Source organism: Rhodosalinus halophilus, from assembly GCF_003298775.1.
In the GTDB taxonomy this organism is placed as follows: Bacteria; Pseudomonadota; Alphaproteobacteria; order Rhodobacterales; family Rhodobacteraceae; genus Rhodosalinus; species Rhodosalinus halophilus.
Genome location: NZ_QNTQ01000001.1, coordinates 349,453 through 367,014 on the forward strand (window position 1 = coordinate 349,453; position 17,562 = coordinate 367,014).

Annotated in this window: 17 protein-coding genes and 2 tRNA genes; 5 read left to right on the forward strand and 14 right to left on the reverse strand. The window is 70.0% G+C overall.

Annotation, left to right across the window (positions count from 1 at the left end; translation table 11 throughout):
- Positions 1-56: 56 nt before the first annotated feature.
- Positions 57-132, reverse strand: a tRNA-Phe gene (locus DRV85_RS01585).
- Positions 133-274: 142 nt separating this feature from the next.
- Between DRV85_RS01585 and DRV85_RS01590 the strand changes: the two genes are divergently transcribed.
- Both DRV85_RS01590 and DRV85_RS01595 read left to right on the forward strand, forming a co-directional pair.
- Positions 275-1,186, forward strand: coding sequence for a diacylglycerol/lipid kinase family protein (locus tag DRV85_RS01590; protein ID WP_113287663.1), 912 nt, complete (start codon positions 275-277; stop codon positions 1,184-1,186).
- The gene (locus DRV85_RS01595) at positions 1,183-1,992 is read left to right on the forward strand and encodes a metallophosphoesterase family protein (RefSeq protein ID WP_113287664.1); all 810 of its coding nucleotides are present in this window, start codon (positions 1,183-1,185) and stop codon (positions 1,990-1,992) included. The genes DRV85_RS01590 and DRV85_RS01595 overlap by 4 nt, the downstream gene beginning before the upstream one ends.
- A 37-nt stretch (positions 1,993-2,029) precedes the next feature.
- On the opposite strand, the gene DRV85_RS01600 is transcribed toward DRV85_RS01595, so the two are convergent.
- A tRNA-Arg gene (locus DRV85_RS01600) sits at positions 2,030-2,106 on the reverse strand.
- Positions 2,107-2,216: 110 nt separating this feature from the next.
- On the opposite strand from DRV85_RS01600, the gene DRV85_RS01605 reads away from it, so the two are divergent.
- The gene (locus DRV85_RS01605) at positions 2,217-3,725 is read left to right on the forward strand and encodes a fused MFS/spermidine synthase (protein WP_113287775.1); all 1,509 of its coding nucleotides are present in this window, start codon (positions 2,217-2,219) and stop codon (positions 3,723-3,725) included.
- Positions 3,726-3,728: 3 nt separating this feature from the next.
- Here DRV85_RS01605 and DRV85_RS01610 read toward each other — a convergent pair whose 3' ends face one another.
- The 10 genes from DRV85_RS01610 to iscR form a co-directional block, all read right to left on the reverse strand.
- Positions 3,729-4,949, reverse strand: a complete 1,221-nt coding sequence (locus tag DRV85_RS01610) for a cysteine desulfurase (protein ID WP_113287665.1) — start codon at positions 4,947-4,949, stop codon at positions 3,729-3,731.
- A 21-nt stretch (positions 4,950-4,970) separates the two neighbouring features.
- Positions 4,971-5,549, reverse strand: coding sequence for a Yip1 family protein (locus DRV85_RS01615; RefSeq protein WP_113287666.1), 579 nt, complete (start codon positions 5,547-5,549; stop codon positions 4,971-4,973).
- On the reverse strand, positions 5,546-6,037 hold the full coding sequence (locus DRV85_RS01620; RefSeq protein ID WP_113287667.1) for a YIP1 family protein: 492 nt from the start codon (positions 6,035-6,037) through the stop codon (positions 5,546-5,548). The genes DRV85_RS01615 and DRV85_RS01620 overlap by 4 nt, the downstream gene beginning before the upstream one ends.
- Entirely contained in the window at positions 6,037-7,320 is a 1,284-nt protein-coding gene (gene sufD / locus DRV85_RS01625) for a Fe-S cluster assembly protein SufD (RefSeq protein WP_113287668.1), read from the reverse strand. The genes DRV85_RS01620 and sufD overlap by 1 nt, the downstream gene beginning before the upstream one ends.
- Positions 7,320-8,075, reverse strand: a complete 756-nt coding sequence (gene sufC, locus DRV85_RS01630; RefSeq protein WP_113287669.1) for a Fe-S cluster assembly ATPase SufC — start codon at positions 8,073-8,075, stop codon at positions 7,320-7,322. The genes sufD and sufC overlap by 1 nt, the downstream gene beginning before the upstream one ends.
- Positions 8,076-8,103: 28 nt before the next feature.
- Entirely contained in the window at positions 8,104-8,634 is a 531-nt protein-coding gene (locus DRV85_RS01635; protein WP_233495366.1) for an O-methyltransferase, read from the reverse strand.
- 82 nt (positions 8,635-8,716) lie between these two features.
- Positions 8,717-9,028 carry a heavy metal-binding domain-containing protein gene (locus tag DRV85_RS01640; RefSeq protein WP_113287670.1) on the reverse strand — a complete coding sequence of 104 codons (312 nt, stop codon included), beginning with the start codon at positions 9,026-9,028 and terminating at the stop codon, positions 8,717-8,719.
- A gap of 16 nt (positions 9,029-9,044) precedes the next feature.
- Complete coding sequence (gene sufB / locus DRV85_RS01645) at positions 9,045-10,583, reverse strand: Fe-S cluster assembly protein SufB (protein WP_113287671.1); 1,539 nt, start codon at positions 10,581-10,583, stop codon at positions 9,045-9,047.
- Between the two features lie 121 nt (positions 10,584-10,704).
- Positions 10,705-11,748, reverse strand: a complete 1,044-nt coding sequence (locus tag DRV85_RS01650) for a cysteine desulfurase family protein (protein WP_113287672.1) — start codon at positions 11,746-11,748, stop codon at positions 10,705-10,707.
- Positions 11,749-11,848: 100 nt separating this feature from the next.
- The gene (gene iscR, locus DRV85_RS01655; RefSeq protein WP_113287673.1) at positions 11,849-12,307 is read right to left on the reverse strand and encodes a Fe-S cluster assembly transcriptional regulator IscR; all 459 of its coding nucleotides are present in this window, start codon (positions 12,305-12,307) and stop codon (positions 11,849-11,851) included.
- A 152-nt stretch (positions 12,308-12,459) separates the two neighbouring features.
- Between iscR and DRV85_RS01660 the strand changes: the two genes are divergently transcribed.
- Both DRV85_RS01660 and DRV85_RS01665 read left to right on the forward strand, forming a co-directional pair.
- On the forward strand, positions 12,460-13,113 hold the full coding sequence (locus tag DRV85_RS01660) for an alpha/beta hydrolase (RefSeq protein ID WP_113287674.1): 654 nt from the start codon (positions 12,460-12,462) through the stop codon (positions 13,111-13,113).
- A gap of 13 nt (positions 13,114-13,126) precedes the next feature.
- Positions 13,127-13,384 carry a hypothetical protein gene (locus tag DRV85_RS01665; RefSeq protein ID WP_113287675.1) on the forward strand — a complete coding sequence of 86 codons (258 nt, stop codon included), beginning with the start codon at positions 13,127-13,129 and terminating at the stop codon, positions 13,382-13,384.
- Positions 13,385-13,417: 33 nt separating this feature from the next.
- On the opposite strand, the gene mfd is transcribed toward DRV85_RS01665, so the two are convergent.
- A complete protein-coding gene (gene mfd, locus DRV85_RS01670) occupies positions 13,418-16,879 on the reverse strand; it encodes a transcription-repair coupling factor (RefSeq protein ID WP_113287676.1) in 3,462 nt (1,153 codons plus the stop codon).
- A gap of 23 nt (positions 16,880-16,902) precedes the next feature.
- Positions 16,903-17,430: a component of SufBCD complex gene (locus DRV85_RS01675; RefSeq protein WP_113287777.1), complete on the reverse strand. Its 528-nt coding sequence runs from the start codon at positions 17,428-17,430 to the stop codon at positions 16,903-16,905.
- Positions 17,431-17,562 lie beyond the last annotated feature (132 nt).

Sequence of the window (17,562 nt, forward strand, 5' to 3'; positions counted from 1 at the left end):
AGCCGACTGCGCGGCGCATGTTGCCGTCTCGGCTCACGGCCGTCACATGATCGGAATGGTGCCGAGGGACGGAATCGAACCGCCGACACGACGATTTTCAGTCGTCTGCTCTACCAACTGAGCTACCTCGGCCTCGCCGCGCGGTCTTAGTCGAGCCTCCGGGGGGTGTCAACGCCGATCGACGGGAGCGGTGCCGCGACGTCATGGAGGGGAACGCAAGGGCGCATCGCCGGGTTGGTCGCCCGTCCCCGGACCGAAGAAGAGGCACGGTCGCATGGCAGGCCAGGTCGCCCTCATCGTCAATCCAGCCGCCGGCGACGACACTGCCGGCGAGAGCCGCGCCGACTGGCTCGCGCGGCTTTTCCGGCGGGTCGGCCTCCGCCCCGAGATCCGGCGCGTGGGTGCGAAGCAGACGCCCGGCGACGTCGCGCGCGAGGCGCTCGCCGCCGGCGTGGGCAGCATCGTGGCCGCGGGCGGCGACGGCACGGTCTCCTCGGTGGCCGACGCGGTCTGCGCGCATCGGCCGGGCGTGCCGCTGGGCGTGGTGCCGCTGGGCACCTTCAACTACTTCGCGCGCGGCCTCGGTCTTCCCCAGACGCCGGAGGCGGCCGTGGAGGCGATCGCCGCCGGCGCCACGCGCGAGGTCCGGCCCGGCATCGTCAACGGACGGGTCTTTCTCAACAACATGAGCCTCGGCCTCTACCCCTCGATCCTCGAGCGGCGCGAGGGCGTCTATGCGCGCTGGGGCCGCTCCAGGCCCGCGGCCTACTGGTCGGTACTCCTGGCGCTGGCCGGCATGCAACGGCCGATGCGGCTGTCGCTCACGCTCGACGGGCGGACGCGGCGCCTGCGCACGCCGCTTCTCTTCGTCGCCCGCTCGGCCTTCCAGCTCGATACCTACAACCTCGAAGGGGCACGCGCCGTCCGCGAGGGCGGTCTCGCCGTCTTCGCCGCGCGCGGACGCCGACGGCGCGATCTGGTGCGCGCGGCCTGGGGCCTCGCCCGCGGCAAGGCGCGGCGCGGCGAGGACTTCGCGCTGGGCACCGGGCGGCGCATCGAGATCGACACGGGGCGCGCGCGCGGGCTGGTCGCGCGCGACGGCGAGCGCGAGTGGATGCACATGCCGCTCCGCGTCACCACGGCCGAGCGCCCGCTCCGCGTGATCGTGCCGGCGGAGGGGAGATGAGGCGCATCGTGCACATCTCCGACCTGCACTTCGGGCGCGAGTCGCCCGAGCTTCTCGCGCCGCTGCTGGACGCGATCGAGGCCGCCCGGCCCGACCTGATCGCCGTGACCGGCGATCTCACGCAGCGCGCGCGGCCCGCGCAGTTCCGCGCGGCGGCCGAATTCCTCGCCGCGCTGCCGGCGCCCACGCTCTGCGTGCCCGGCAACCACGACATCCCCCTCGACCGGCCGGACCTGCGGTTTTCCCGGCCCTTCGCGCGCTACCGGCGCCATCTCTCGCCGGATCTGGCGCCGGTCTGGTCGGACGAGGCGCTCTCGGTGCAGGGCTTCAACACGGCCGATCCCTTCGCCTGGCAGCGCGGCCGCGTGCGCCGCCGGCAGCTTCGCCGCGCCTGCGCCGATTTCAGGGAGTCCGGCCGCGCGAACGTCGTGCTGGCCCATCACCCCTTCGAGGATCTTCCGGGCAGCGGCAAGACGCTGATGAAGCACGCCCGCGCCATGCTGGAGTCGCTCGCGGAGTGCGGCACGGATCTGATCCTGTCGGGCCATCTCCATCGCTGGCGCGCCGAGCCTTTCGTGGAGCGCAAGGGCGGCACACGCATCCTTCAGGTGCATGTGGGCACCGGCGTCTCCACGCGACACCGCGGCCAGGGCAACGACTTCGCCGTGCTCGCGGTCGAGCGCGAACGGATCGTGGTGACGCGCATGCTGGCGCAGGGCGCCCGCTTCGCCCCGGCAGGCAGCCACGGCTTCACGCGGCGGCCGGACGGCTGGCGGCGCTGCGCGAGCTCCGGCGACAGCCGCTGAGCGATCCGCCTCATGCGATCCGTCCGGCGAAGAGCGGTGGCGCACCCGATAGGATTCGAACCTATGGCCTCTGCCTTCGGAGGGCAGCGCTCTATCCAGCTGAGCTACGGGTGCCTCGCCTTGGGCGTATAGGCAAAAGCCGGCGTATCTGCAAACCGAAACTGCGCCCTTGCCGCCTGCCGGCCACGTCCCTTAACTGCGCCGGAGGTCATCGGAGCATGTCCATGCGGTCCACCCCCCTGCCCCTTCTGGTCGCGATTCAGGGCGGCGTCTCGGCGGCGAGTCTGGTGGTCGAGATCGTCGCGGGGCGGATGCTCGCGCCCTATGTGGGCATGTCGCTCTATACCTGGACCGCGGTGATCGCCGTGGTGCTGGCCGGATTCTCCGCGGGCCACTGGTGGGGCGGCCGGATCGCCGCGCGCCCGGCCGACGCCGCGTTGCGGGCGACGGGCTGGGCGCTGCTGGCCGCGGCGGCCACGACCGGCGGCGCGGCGGCGCTTCTTCGCCTCGTGGCCGACCCGGTACTCGCGCTCGCGGGCCATCCGGTCGCCGGAATCACGGCGCTCTGCACCGCCGTTTTCTTCCTGCCGTCGCTCTTCGCGGGGATACCTGCCCCCGTGCTCGCGCAGATCGCCATCGCGCGCGACGCCGCGCGTTCCGGCCCCGCCCTGGGCGCGATGTTCGCCGCGGGCGCGGTCGGCGCGATCGCCGGCACCCTGCTCGCGGGCTTCCTCTTCATCTCCTGGCTGGGCAGCGCGCTCACGCTCGCGGTGGTCACCGCCTTCTACCTGGCGGCGGGCGGGCTCTGCCTCTGGCTGGCGGGCGGGCGCGGGCGCGCCCTCGGGGCCGGCGTCGCGGCCGCCGCCGTGGGACTCGCCGCGCTCGGCGTCACGCGCGCGAGCGTCTGCGACACCGAAAGCCAGTACTTCTGCATCCGGACGGTGGACATCGCCGCCGATCCCGACCGTCCGGTGAACCTCATGGTGCTCGACCATCTCGCCCACGGGATATCGGCGCGCGACGCGCCGCGGGTGATGTTCACCGATCACACCGCCATGCTGGAGGCTCTGCCGCGCGCGCGCATGGGCGAGCGGCCCTTCTCGGCCTTCTTCATCGGCGGCGGCTCCTTCTCGGTCCCGCGTGCCTGGGCCCACCGGGGCATCGGGCCGCTCACGGTGGCCGAGATCGACCCGGCCGTGACCGCCACTGCCGCGCGCGACTTCTGGTTCGACCCGGAGAGCGCCGAGGTGCTGGCCACGGACGCGCGCCGCGCCCTGCGTGCAAGCCCCAGGCGCTACGACGTCATCCTCGGCGACGCCTTCACCGACATCGCCGTGCCCGCCCATCTCGTCACCCGCGAGTTCTTCGAACTCGTGCGCGCTCGGCTCGCGCCGGGCGGCGTGTTCGCCATGAACGTCGTGGATTTCGAGCACCGGCTCGAGGCGCTGGCGGCGCTGGTCGCCACGCTGCGCGAGGTGTTTCCGGCCGTCGAGGTCTGGACGGCCGCAGCCGAACCGCCGCCGCGCGCGCGGCTGGTCTTCGTGATCCTCGCGGGCGAGGCGCGCAGTCCCTTCGGCCGGATCGTGGCGCGCAGCCCGGCGCCCACCACCTACGCGGCGCTGTCGGAGGACTACCTCGACATTCTGCTCGCGGCCAAGGACCCGGTCGTGCTTACCGACGACTACGCGCCGATCGACCGGCTGGTCGGCCACGACCCGGACACACGCGGCTGAGGGTCAGGCGAAGAGCTCGTGCGCGAGCTCGAGCGCATCCACCAGCGCATCGACCTCGGCCTCGGTATTGTAGAGCGCGAAGCTCGCCCGGCAGGTGGCCGGCGTGCCGAGGTGATCCATCAGCGGGCCGGCACAGTGATGGCCCGCGCGCACCGCGACGCCCTTCTTGTCGAGGATGGTCGAGATGTCGTGCGCATGCGCCGCGCCCTGCATGGTGAAGGAGAAGATCGCCGCCTTGTCCGGCGTCGTGCCCTGCAGGTTGAGCCAGTTGAGCCCGCCCAGCCGGTCCACCGCGTAGTCGCGCAGCCTGTCCTCATGCGCGGCCACGGCCTCCATGCCCAGATCCATCAGCCACTCGAGCGCGACGCCCAACCCGATCTGCTGCACGATGCCGGGCGTGCCCGCCTCGAACTTCATCGGCGGATCGGCATAGGTCACGCTGTCCTTGTGCACCTCGCGGATCATGTCGCCGCCGCCGATGAAGGGGCGCATCTCGTCCATCCGCTCGCGCGCGATCCAGATCGCGCCGGAGCCCGAAGGGCCGTAGAGCTTGTGCCCGGTGATGGCGTAGAAGTCGCAGCCGAGCTCGGCCAGGTTCACCGGCATGTGAACGGCGCCCTGGCTGCCGTCCACAAGCACCGGCACGCCCTTCTCGCGGGCGCCCGCGCAGATCGCCGCGACGTCCACCTTGGTGCCCAGCACGTTCGACAGATGCGTGACGGCCACCAGCTTCGTCCTCGGCCCGATCGCGTCGATCACCGCCTGCGGATCGAGCGCGCCGGTGGCGTCCACGTCCACCCATTTCAGCACCGCGCCGTGGCGCTCGCGCAGGAAGTGCCACGGCACGATGTTGGCGTGATGCTCCATCACCGAGAGCACGATCTCGTCGCCCGGCTCGATCCGCGGCATGGCCCAGCCATAGGCCACGAGGTTGATCCCCTCGGTGGTGCCCGAGGTCATCACGATCTCGTCCTCCGAAGGGGCGCCGAGAAAGCGGGCAATTGTCCCGCGCACGGCCTCGTATTTCTCGGTGGCGAGGTTCGAGAGATAGTGCAGGCCCCGGTGCACGTTGGCGTATTCCTGGGCGTAGGCCTGCGTCACCGCGTCGATCACGCACTGCGGCTTCTGCGCCGAGGCACCGTTGTCGAGATAGACGAGCGGCTTGCCGTTCACCTCCCGCGAGAGGATCGGAAATTCCGCCCGGATGGCCTTCACGTCGTACATCGCGTCTTTCCCTTGCCTGCCTCACGCCGGAACTAGCGCGCCGCCGAACAGCGTCACGAGCAGCGTGAGACCCAGCGCCATCGCAAGCACGCTGAGCGCGATCGCGCCCAGCGACTTCAGAAGGCTTTCGTAACCATGTGCCACATCGACGAAATTGAGCAGTATCCAGAAGCCGATCACCGCCGCCGCCAGCACCACCAGCGACGAGAGCACCGGGCTGAGCGGCACCAGCACCAGAAGCGCCGCCTGCACCGCGAGGCGCAGCGCCTGAAGCCAGACCAGCAACACCATGATGTCGGCCAGCCCCGCCTCGCCCCCCAGCGTGCGGCCGACGTACCAGAGCGCGTAGATCGTCCCCACCAGTCCCGCGCCGAGGAAGAGCGCGAAGGGCACCGGCGCGATCGTCGGCACGGCCAGATCCGCAGGGGGCGGCGAGATCACGTTGGACAGGCTGTAGACGCCCGCGTTGAGCACGACCACCAGCGCGAGCGCCGTCCAGAGCGCGTTCATCGGCAGGTTCAGCCCGATGAGCTGGCGCGCCGCCTCGCGCGGGTTGCGGATCGTTTCGATGGCCAACTGCCCGAGCGCCGCGGTCGTCATGCTGTTTCCTTTTCGGCCTCGCGCAGGCTCGCGATCCAGAACCACCCGAAAGCGACCAACCACAAAACGCCGACGATCTGCAAGCCCGGCCCCGGCCCGACGAGCCCCTCGACCAGCCCCTGCAGCAGCAAGAGCGGCGCCGCGGCCAGGAACGCCCAGAAGAGCGCGAGGCGCGCGCCGTAGAAGCTGCCCCGCCCGCCCACGAGCCGCGCGACGAGGTGCGACAGCGCCGCCAGCCCGTAAAGCAGCAGCGGCGCGATGAAGACCCAGCCGAAGAGCGCGCCCGCGATCTGCGCCTCGAGCGGCGGTGCGTCGGGTTGCAGCGTGGCCGCGCGCTGCAGCGCAGGCCAGCGCCCGACGAAGGCGAGAAGACAGCCGCCCATGAGGATGGCGAGCGCCCGGTCCTCGCGCCGGCCCGCGTCGAGCAGGCGGCGCATCACCGCCCGCGGCGACCGGTAGGTCGCCGCGATGTCGGTCGTGACCGGCATCAGCCGCGCCGTCGCGCGAGCCAGGCCTCGAGCCGCGCGGTGATGTCGCCCGCCAGCGTCTCGTCCTCGATCTCTTCGACGGCCTCGGCGAGGAAGGCCAGCGTCAGGATATCGGTCGCCTCTCCCTCGGGGATGCCGCGGGCCCGGAGATAGAACAGCGCGTCCTCGTCGATGTCGCCGCTTGTCGACCCATGCGAGCAGGCGACGTCGTCGGCGTAGATCTCGAGCTCGGGCTTGGCGAGGAACTGGCTGTCCTCGTCCAGCAGCAGCGACTGGCTGATCTGGTAGCCGTCGGTCTTCTGCGCGCCGGGCTTCACCAGGATCTTGCCCTGAAACACGCCCGTCGCGCCGTTGCGCAGCACCTTCTTGAAGACCTGCCGGCTTTCGCAGCGCTCGGCCGCATGCGTGATGAAGACCGTGTCGTCCTGGTGGAAATCGCCGTCTCCGACGCAGGCGCCGGCGACATGCGCGACGCCCTCCTCCCCGTCGAGTTCGATCACGCATTCGTTGCGCGTCATAACGCCGTTGACCGTGACCGAGAAGGACTTGAAGACGCTCTGCCTGCCCAGCCGGGCGAAGACATGCGTGGCCGCGCGCCGCTCGTGGTCGCGGCCCTGCGCGCGGACGTGATGCAGCGTGCCGCCGTCGGCTATCTCCGCCTCGATCACGTTGTTGAAGCGCGCGGCGGCGGGCCCGTTCTCGAGCAGGGTGAGTTCGGCGCCCGCCTCCACCTTCACGCAATGATGAAGATATGCGTCCGATGTCTCTGATTCATGGCGATAAATCAGGCTTACGGGCTTCGAGGGCCTGCCCGTGACGCGGATGAGAACACCATCCGCGGCGAAGGCGGTGTTCAGCGCGGCGAGCGGGCGCGGCACCGGCGAATGCCCGCGCGCCTCGAGCACGCCGTAGAGATCGCGCGCCCAGTGCAGATCGGCCGTCGCGGCCTCGGCGAGACGCTCGATCTCGATCCCCTCGAGGGCCAGGTCGTCCGACGCCTCGGCATCGAAGACGCCGTCGGTGAAGACGATCTTCAGCCGGTCGAAGGCGTCGAACATCGGCGCCTCGTCGTTCTCGAAGAGCGCCGCCGCGGGGGCCTCGGCCTGCACGAGCGTATCGGGCCGGGTGAAGCGCCAGTATTCGTCGCGCGGCCCCGGCAGCCCCATCTCCCGCAGCCGCGCCAGCGCCGCCTCGCGCGCCGCGCGCGGCCAGCCGTCCTCGGGCATGGAGAGCGCGGCGATCCGCGCGTCGAGAGCGTCGAGCTTGGGTTGCGGCAGCGCCATCACGCCACCTCCTCGACGATGTCGGCGTAGCCGTTCTTCTCGACCTCGAGCGCGAGTTCCGGCCCGCCCGACTTCACGATGCGGCCGCCGGCCATGATGTGCACCACGTCGGGCACGATGTGGTCCAGAAGCCGCTGGTAGTGCGTGATGACGAGGAACCCGCGGCCCGCGTCGCGCAGCTTGTTCACGCCCTGCGCCACGAGCTTCATCGCGTCCACGTCGAGGCCCGAGTCGGTCTCGTCCAGAATGCACATCCGCGGCTCGAGCATCGCCATCTGCAGGATCTCGTTGCGCTTCTTCTCGCCGCCCGAAAAGCCGGAGTTCACGCCGCGCTTGAGCATCTCGGCGTCGATGTCGAGCTCCTTGGCGCGGGCGCGGATCGTCTTGAGGAACTCGGTCGAGTTCATCTCTTCCTCGCCGCGGGCCTTGCGCTGCGCGTTCACCGCGGTGCGCAGGAAGGTCATGTTGCCCACGCCGGGAATCTCGACCGGATACTGGAAGGCCAGGAAGAGCCCCGCCGCCGCGCGCTCCTCCGGCTCCATCCCGAGAATGTCCTCGCCGTCGAGCGTGGCCGTTCCCTCGGTGACCTCGTAGCCCTCGCGGCCGGCGAGCACGTAGGAGAGCGTCGACTTGCCCGAGCCGTTCGGCCCCATGACGGCGTGCACCTTCCCGGCCTCCACCGTCAGGTCCACGCCCTTGAGGATCGCCTTGTCCTCTTCCTCGAGCTTCACGTGAAGATTCTTGATTTCCAGCATTCTGTCGTCCTTTCTTCGTCCGCGGCGCTCAGGGCCGCGTCATCAGCGTCACGATCTGCATGAGCCGCTCGGCCGGCACCGGCCGCGGCTCGATGTCCCAGACGGCCATGCGCCCGACCATCGCCGGGGGGCCGAGATACTCCTCGACGACATGGTAGTGCCGCCGCGGCGCGTAGTCGTCGAACAGCAGCCTGAGCGGCGCCGGCGCGCGGAAGAGCGCGGCCAGCGCGCAGCCCACGCGGAACCGTCCGTCCACCAGCACCACCTCCGGCGCGAAGCCCTCACGCTCCCACACCTTGAGCGGATAGCGGGCGTAGCGCCGCCAGCCGCTGTCGTCGGCCGGATGGCCCCACTCCTTCGTGGGGCCGATGTCGGCCCAGAGCACCTCGACCTTGGTGCCCGCGGCAGGCGGATGCGCCGCGAACCACGCGCGCATTCCGTCGGCCCAGGCCGCATCGCTCTCGACCGACACGATCCGCTTGCCCGGCATCTCCGCCGCCATTAGCGTCGAGCCGCCGCTGCCATACTCGAGGATGGTGCCCGCCCTGTCGCAGGCCATTCGCAGCGCCTCCGCCTCGGCTGGCGGCAGAGGCAGCTCCGGCCGGACCGGAGAGGCTTGTCGCGTTGGCGCGTCCACGACATCACCCCAGCGAGACGGCGGTGCCGGAGGCCGAGACCATCAGCATGTTGTTTATGACCTCATAGTCGAGGTCCACGCCAATCACGGCCGTGGCTCCCAGGGCCGCCGCACGACTCTCCATCTCGCGGATCGCCGTTTCACGCGCCTCGGCGAGGCTCGCCTCATAGGCGCCGGACCGACCGCCGAGAATGTCGGTGATACCCGCGAAGACGTCGCGGAAGACATTGGCGCCGATGATCGCCTCGCCGGTGACGATGCCATGGTAATCGGTGATCTTGCGCCCCTCGACAAGCGGCGTGGTGGTCACGATCATCGCGCGCACTCCGTCCTCAGCCAACCGATCCTTCGAGCGAGATCGCGACAAGCTGCTGCGCCTCCATCGCGAATTCCATCGGCAGCGCCTGCAGCACCTCCTTGGCGAAGCCGTTGACGATCAGCGCCACGGCCTCTTCCTCGTCCATGCCGCGCTGGCGGCAATAGAAGAGCTGGTCGTCGTCCACCTTCGAGGTGGTCGCCTCGTGCTCCACCCGGGAGGAGTTGTTCTTCACCTCGATGTAGGGAACCGTGTGCGCCCCGCACGTGTCGCCAATCAGAAGGCTGTCGCACTGCGTGTAGTTGCGGCTGTTCTTGGCGCGCGGGTGCATCGAGACGAGCCCGCGGTAGGTGTTCGAGCTCTGCCCCGCGCTGATCCCCTTCGAGACGATCCGCGAGCGGGTGTTCTTGCCCAGGTGCACCATCTTCGTGCCGGTGTCGGCCTGCTGATGGTTGTTGGTGATCGCGATCGAGTAGAACTCGCCCTGGCTGTCGTTGCCGCGCAGGATGCAGGAGGGATACTTCCAGGTCACCGAGCTGCCCGTCTCCACCTGCGTCCACATCACCTTGGAGCGGTCGCCGCGGCAATCGGCGCGCTTGGTGACGAAGTTGTAGATGCCGCCCTTGCCCTCCTCGTCGCCGGGATACCAGTTCTGGACGGTGGAGTATTTCACCTCCGCGTCCTCCTCGGCGATGATCTCGACCACGGCCGCGTGCAGCTGGCTCTCGTCGCGCTGCGGCGCGGTGCAACCCTCGAGGTAGCTCACGTAGGAGCCCTTGTCGGCGATGATGAGCGTGCGCTCGAACTGCCCGGTATTCTCCGCGTTGATGCGGAAATAGGTCGAAAGCTCCATCGGGCAGCGCACGCCCGGCGGCACGTAGACGAAGGAACCGTCGGAAAAGACCGCGCTGTTCAGCGTGGCGTAGAAGTTGTCGCTGACGGGCACCACCGAGCCCAGATACTTCTTCACGAGCTCCGGGTGTTCCTTGATCGCCTCGGAGATCGAGCAGAAGATCACGCCCGCCTTCTTCAGCTCCGCCTGGAAGGTGGTGCCGACGCTCACGCTGTCGAAGACCGCGTCCACCGCGACCTTGCGCTCGGCCTCGCGCCCCTCGGCGGGCGCGGCGTTCTCGGCGCCCTCGACGCCGGCCAGGATCATCTGCTCCTTGAGCGGGATGCCGAGCTTCTCGTAGGTCTCGAGCAGCTTCGGATCGACCTCGTCGAGCGACTTCGGCTTCTCGGCCATGCTCTTCGGCCGGGCGTAGTAGTACTGCTCCTGGAAGTCGATCGCGGGGTAGTCGACGAAGGCCCAGGTCGGCTCCTTCATCTGCAGCCAGCGCTCGTAGGCCTTGAGCCGCCAGTCGGTCATCCACTCCGGCTCGCCGTTCTTCTCCGAGATGAGGCGCACGATATCGGCCGTCAGGCCCTTCGGCGCGTAGTCCATCTCGATGTCGGTTTCCCAGCCGTACTTGTACTTGCCGCCGACCTCGCGCACGGTCTCGACCGTGTCGCGATCCACGCCTTCCTTCACGTCGAGCTTGTCCAATGCGCTCATCGCCGCTCTCCTCGATCTGACGCCAAAGTCCGAGACCTGCGCCGGGTTTGCATCTCCCGCCCCGTCAGGGGCTGTTCCGCCCCGCCGCCGCGGGACGCATTGTGGTGTCGCGCCGCCGGCCTCAGGCCGCCCGCGCGCGGTGCCGCCTCTGCGCCGCACGCCATGTCTCGGCGAAGCGCAGCACCGCGTCGCGCGTCACGCCGGGCCCGAGGCTCACGCGCACGGCGCTCGCCGCCACCTCCTCGCCCAGGCCCATCGCCTCCAGCACCCGGCTCGCGCGGACCTTCCCGCTCGAACAGGCGGATCCGGCCGATATCGCGAAGCCGGCGAGATCCATGGCCATCACCTGCGTCTCTCCCTTCCATCCCGGCGCGGCGAAACAGGCCGTGTTGGGCAGCCGCTCCGCCGATTTCCCGATGAAAATAATCTGGTCTTCGGGCCCCTCAAGGCTTTTTTCTAGAATATTTCTAAGTTCCGCGACCTCCTCCCAGACCCCGGCCTCGAGATCGCGCCGCGCCGCGGCCGCCGCCGCGCCGAAGCCCGCGATGCCGGCCAGGTTCTCGGTGCCCGAGCGGCGGCCCATCTCCTGCCCGCCCCCGCGGATCTGCGCGGCCAGGTCGAGGCCCTGCCGGATCAGCAGCGCCCCCACGCCCTTCGGCCCGCCCAGCTTGTGCGCCGAGACGAGCGCCATCTCCACGCCGGTCTCCGAGAGCGCGAACGGCAGCTTCCCGAAGGCCTGCGTCATGTCGCTGACCGCGAGGCCGGGGGGGAGGCTCTGCACCACGCCCGTCTCGGAATTGGCGTATTGCAGCACCGAGCGCGCGGGCTCGGCGACGCCGACCCGCCCGGCCGCGTCCACCGGCAGCGTCTCCGCGATCCAGGCGCGCACGGCGTCATGCTCCACGCCCGCCCCCAGAAGGCCGCGCCCGGCGCAGGCCAGCGCCGCCGCCTCGGTCGCCCCCGAGGTGAACACCAGGTCGTAGCCCTCGCCGCCGATCGCCTCGAGCACCTGGGCGCGGGCGCGCTCGAGAAGCGCGCGGGCCGCCCGCCCCTCGGCATGCACGGAGGAGGGGTTGCCCGTCATGTCGAGCGCCTCGATCACCGCCGCCCGCGCCTCGGGCCGGATCGGCGCGGTCGCGTTCCAGTCGAGATAGACCCTGTTCATCGCGCCCCCTGCCGTTCCTTCCTCTTGCCGGAAATACCCCGGGGGGAGTCCGCGCAGCGGACGGGGGGCAGCGCCCCCCGGCGGCGGCGGCCGCATGCGCTCACTCGTCCACCACCGAGAACAGGTCGGGTACCGCGGGACAGGGGGCGAGCGTGTTCTCGACGACATCCGAGAGCCGCGTCTGGTGCAGGAAGACGTAGACCTGCGCAGAGAGGCTCTGCCACAGACGGTTGGTCAGCGACTGCGCCTTGGTTCCCGACAGCGCGCCGGTCGCGCCCGCGCCGGTGTGCATCGCGTCCACCGTCTCGTCCACCGCGGCCAGCACCTCGACCACGCGGATCTCGGAGGCCGGCCGCGCCAGCCGGTAGCCGCCGCCCGGCCCGCGCACGGAACTCACCAGCCCCGCGCGCCGCAGGCGCACGAAGAGCTGCTCGAGATACGGCAGCGAGATCGACTGCCGCCTGGCGATGTCGCCCAGGCTGACCAGCGCGCCTTCCGGCTGGAGCGCCATGTCGGCCAGCGCGACCATCGCGTAGCGCCCCTTGGTGCTGAGCTTCACCGGCCACCGCCTCCTTCGCGGGAATATTGACCCCAAGCGCCACAGCGCTTACCTGCACACGAGCCTCAGACGATGCCCTTAGAATTATTCTAAGATCTCGCAGCGTTCCAGTCAACGATACAAAGCCGCGTCACCAGGAGTCAGCCGCCCACATGCCCGAGGTCATCTTTCCAGGCCCCGAGGGCCGTCTCGAAGGCCGCTACCACCCGCAGAAGGACCGCGACGCCCCCATCGCCATCATGCTGCACCCGCATCCGCAGTTCGGGGGCACCATGAACAACAAGGTGGTCTACAACCTGCACTACGCCTTCCACCGGATGGGTTTCAGCGTGCTGCGCTTCAACTTCCGCGGCGTGGGCCGCAGCCAGGGGGAATACGACCAGGGCGTGGGCGAGCTCTCCGACGCCGCCTCGGCGCTCGACTACCTGCAGTCGATGAACCAGAACTCCAAGCACTGCTGGGTGGCGGGCTTCTCCTTCGGGGCCTGGATCGGGATGCAGCTTCTGATGCGGCGGCCGGAGATCACCGGCTTCGTCTCGGTCTCGCCGCCGGCCAACATGTACGACTTCTCCTTCCTCGCGCCCTGCCCCTCTTCGGGACTGATCATCAACGGCTCGGCCGACCGCGTGGCGCCCCCCGCCGATACCGCATCGCTGGTAGCCAAGCTCAAGGAGCAGAAGGGCATCACCATCACGCACGCCGAGATCGAGGGCGCCGGCCACTTCTTCGAGGGCGCGCACATGGAAACCATGATCGAGACGGTGACCGACTACGTGAAGCGGCGGCTGACGGAAACGACCCGCTGATGGGTGTGACGTGATGGGCGTGACGGAGGATCTGGCCGACGCGCTGGCGCGCGACGCGATCGCCGCGGCGGAGGAGACGGGCGACGAGCGCCTGATCGACGAGATCGCCGCGTCGCTGGGCGACACCTCGTCCACCACCCAGGAGGCCTTCATGACCTCGGTCCGCGTCCGGCTGGCCGAGAAACGCGCGCGCCGCCTCCTGGAGACCCGGCTCGCCGCGGCGCGGGCGGCAGCCACCGGTCACGGTCCTGGCGGCGCGCAAGGCGCTTGAAGCGCCTTGCAAGCGGTTTGCAAACCGCTTGCCTCAGCCCTCTGCCGCGACCGCCTCAGCCTGCTTCGCGAGATCCTGCGCGATGGCGAAGGCGCCGCGAATGCGCTCCTTCTCGCTCTTCCAGTCGCGCCGGACGACCACCTTGTTGTCCTTGACCTTGGCGAGCCCCTTCTGGGCCTTGATGAATTCCACCAGCCCGCCGGGGTTGGGGAAGCGGTCCTCGTGGAACTGGATGGTCGCGCCCCTGGGCCCGCCGTCGAGCCGGGCGATATGGGCGCGCTTGCACATCGCCTTGATGCGCACGACCAGAAGCAGCGTGTTCACCTCGCGCGGCAGCTTGCCGAAACGGTCGATGAGTTCGGCCGCGAAGCCCTCGAGCTCCACCTTGGTCGTCAGCGAGGACAGCCGCCGGTAGAGCCCGAGCCGCACGTCGAGATCCGGCACGTAATCCTCGGGGATGAGCACCGGCACGCCGAGATTGATCTGCGGCGCCCATTGCTCGCCCGTGTCCGACAGCCCTTCGGCCTCGCCCGAGCGGATCCTGGCGATCGCCTCCTCCAGCATCGACTGGTAAAGCTCGAAGCCCACGTCGCGCATCTGCCCCGACTGTTCCTCGCCGATGAGATTGCCGGCGCCGCGGATGTCGAGATCCTGACTGGCCAGGGTGAAGCCCGCGCCCAGCGCGTCGAGGCTGCCCAGCACCTTGAGCCGCTTCTCGGCGGCCGGCGTGAGCGGCGTGCGCGGCTTCGTCGTCAGGTAGGCATAGGCCCGGGTCTTCGACCGCCCGACCCGGCCGCGGATCTGATAGAGCTGCGCAAGGCCGAAGCGGTCGGCGCGGTAGATCACCATCGTGTTCGCGGTGGGGATGTCGAGGCCCGACTCCACGATCGTCGTGGCCAGAAGCACGTCGTACTTGCCGTCGTAGAAGGCGTTCATCCGCTCGTCGAGCTCGCCCGCGGCCATCTGGCCGTGGGCGACGACATAGGAGACTTCCGGCACCTGCTGCCGGAGGAACTCCTCCATCTCCGGCAGATCCGAGATGCGGGGGACCACGAAGAAGCTCTGCCCGCCGCGGTAGTGCTCGCGCAGCAGCGCCTCGCGCACCGTGACCGCGTCGAACTCGCCTACATAGGTGCGGATCGAGAGGCGGTCGATGGGCGGCGTGCCGATCACGCTGAGATCGCGCACGCCCGAAAGCGCCATCTGCAGCGTGCGCGGGATCGGCGTCGCCGTGAGCGTGAGCACATGCACGTCCGAGCGCAGCTGCTTCAGCCTCTCCTTGTGCGCCACGCCGAAGCGCTGCTCCTCGTCCACGATCAGCAGACCGAGATTGGCGAAGCGCACCGATTTCGAGAGCAGCGCGTGGGTGCCGATCACGATGTCCACCGTTCCCTTCGCCAGGCCCGCGCGCGTCTCGCTCGCCGCGCGCTGGGAGACGAAGCGCGACAACGCCCGCACCTCCAGCGGGAAGCCGCGGAAGCGCTCGCGGAAGCTCTGCGCGTGCTGTCGGGCGAGCAGCGTGGTGGGCGCGATGACCGCCACCTGCTGTCCCGCCATCGCGGCGACGAAGGCCGCGCGCATGGCCACTTCCGTCTTGCCGAAGCCCACGTCGCCGCAGATCAGCCGGTCCATCGGGCGGCCCGCGTCGAGATCGCCCAGCACGTCCTCGATGGCGCGCATCTGGTCCTCGGTCTCCTCGTAGGGAAAGCGCGCGCAGAAGGCCTCCCAGGCGTGGGGCTGCGGCTCCAGCACCGGCGCCTTCCTGAGCTCGCGCTCGGCGGCGATGCGGATTAGGCGTTCCGCCGTCTCGCGGATGCGCTCCTTCATCCGCGCCTTGCGGGCCTGCCAGGCGCCGCCGCCCAGCTTGTCGAGCAGCCCCTCCTCGTGGCCGTAGCGGCTCAGCAGCTCGATGTTCTCGACCGGAAGGTAGAGCTTCGCGCCCTCGGCGTATTCCAGCACCAGGCATTCATGCGCCGCGCCCGCGGCGGTGATGACCTCGAGCCCCTGGTAGCGGCCGATGCCGTGCTCCACGTGCACGACCAGATCGCCGGGCGAGAGCGACTGAGCTTCGGTCAGGAAGTTCTCGGCCCGCCTGCGCTTTTTCGCACCGCGGATCAGCCGGTCGCCGAGCACGTCCTGTTCGGAGATGACCGTGAGGCCCGGTCGGGTGAAGCCCTGCTCCAGCGGCCAGACGGCCAGGTGCAGGCCGGTCTTGCCCAGGCGCGTCGCGTCCGGCACGGGCACCGCGCCCAAGAGCCCCTCGTCCTCCAGCAGCCCGTCGAGCCGCTCGCGCGCGCCCTCGGAATAGGAGGCGATGACGACAGGCCCCTCCTGCAGCCGGGCGCGAACATGCTCGGCCAGGACACTGAAAAGGTTCACCTTCTCGTTCTGGCGCTCTGGCGCGAAGCTCCGCCCGATGCGCCCCCCGGCATCGGTGACACCCGGCCCCGAGGGCTGCGGCAGCGGATGGAACTGCGCCACGCGCCGCCCCTCGAGCGCGCCCTCCAGCGCCGCCTCGTCCAGATAGAGCCGGTCGGGCGGGACGGGCTTGTAGATCGTGTCGAAGCGGCCGGTCTGGCCCATCGCCTCGCGCCGGGCCTCGTACTGATCGGCGATGGCCTCCCAGCGCGCGCGGTGGGCGGCGTGCAGCTGATCGTCGAGGCAGACCGGCGCGCCCGGCAGGTAGTCGAAGAGCGTCTCCAGCCGGTCGTGAAAGAACGGCAGCCAGTGCTCGGCGCCCTGCGGCTTGCGCCCGGCGCTCACCGACTCGTAGAGCGGATCGTCGGTGCCGCCGCCGCCGAACTCGATGCGGTAGTTCTGCCGGAAGCGACGGATCGAGGGCTCGTCGAGGATCACCTCGGACACCGGGGCCAGCTCGACCCGCTCCAGCGCCTCGGTCGTGCGCTGGCTCGCCGGGTCGAAGCGGCGCGCGCCGTCGAGCGTGTCGCCGAAGAGGTCGAGGCGCACCGGCCCGCCCTCGCCCGGCGGATAAATGTCGATGATGCCGCCGCGGATCGCATAGTCGCCCGGCTCGGTCACCGTGTGGGCCTGCGAGAAGCCCATCCGCGCGAGAAAGGCCCGCAGGCCGTCCTCGTCGATGCGCTTGCCCACCTCGGCCACGAAGGCCGCCTCGGCCAGCACCGCGCGCGCCGGGATGAGCTGCGTCACCGCATTGAGCGTGGTCAGCAGCACGAAGCGCGCGGGCGCGCCGTGCACCAGCGCCGCGAGCGTCGCCATGCGCGCCGCCGAGATGTCCGGGTTGGGCGAGACGCGATCGAAGGGCAGACAGTCCCAGGCCGGAAAGGTCAGCACCGGCATGGCGGGGTCGAAGAAGGCGAGCGCCGCGCGCATCGCCGCCAATCGTCGGTCGTCGCGCGCCACATGGATCACCGGGCCGCCCGCGCGCTCGACCTCCCGCAGGACGAGTTCGGCGTCGAAGCCTTCCGGCGCGCCGCCGATGGTGACACGCCCGGCGCCTGAGACTGGGCCGTTCATCGCTTTGTCTTCCCTTGTTTCCGTCAATCGCCCAGCGGCAGATAGGCGAGGTTGCGATACATGCCCCACATAGCGGTGACGAAGATCGCCACCATGCCCACCGCCTGGGTGAAGATGCGCTGGCCCTTCAGCCGGCGGCGCAGGGCCGCGCCGGTGAGCGCTTCCGCCCGGATTCGCCGCGCGGTCCGCAGCCCCTTCGCCCAGACGAGGCTCATGGGCAAGAACAGACAGAAGACCGCCTGCGCGAATTCGATACCGTAAACGAACCCGAGCAGCGCCAGCATGGTCAGCAGAAAACTCGTCACCCCGATCAGCCAGGCCCCGGCGGCCCCGGCGAAGAACAGGATGCGGTCCACGTTGATGCGCACGAGATCCTCGAGATCGGCCTGCGCCTGGCCCCCGCGGCGCGCGGCGCGGGTGACCATGTCGAAGGGCACGCCCAGCACCCAGTGGCTGGCCGTCGACCACATCACGGCGAGCGCGATCCAGAACCACAGGTTCGAGAAGGACCGCATGTCGATGACTTCGAAGACCGCGCTTTGCCAGGCCACGGCCACCCCCTTGCACCCTTCGCTGCGCTGCTTTACGTAACCGCCCCGCGCGCGAATGCCCATACCCGTGCGGCAGGCTTGCCGCCGCGACACGGCGCAGCGGCCACGCCCGGACCCGCCCGACGCGCGACA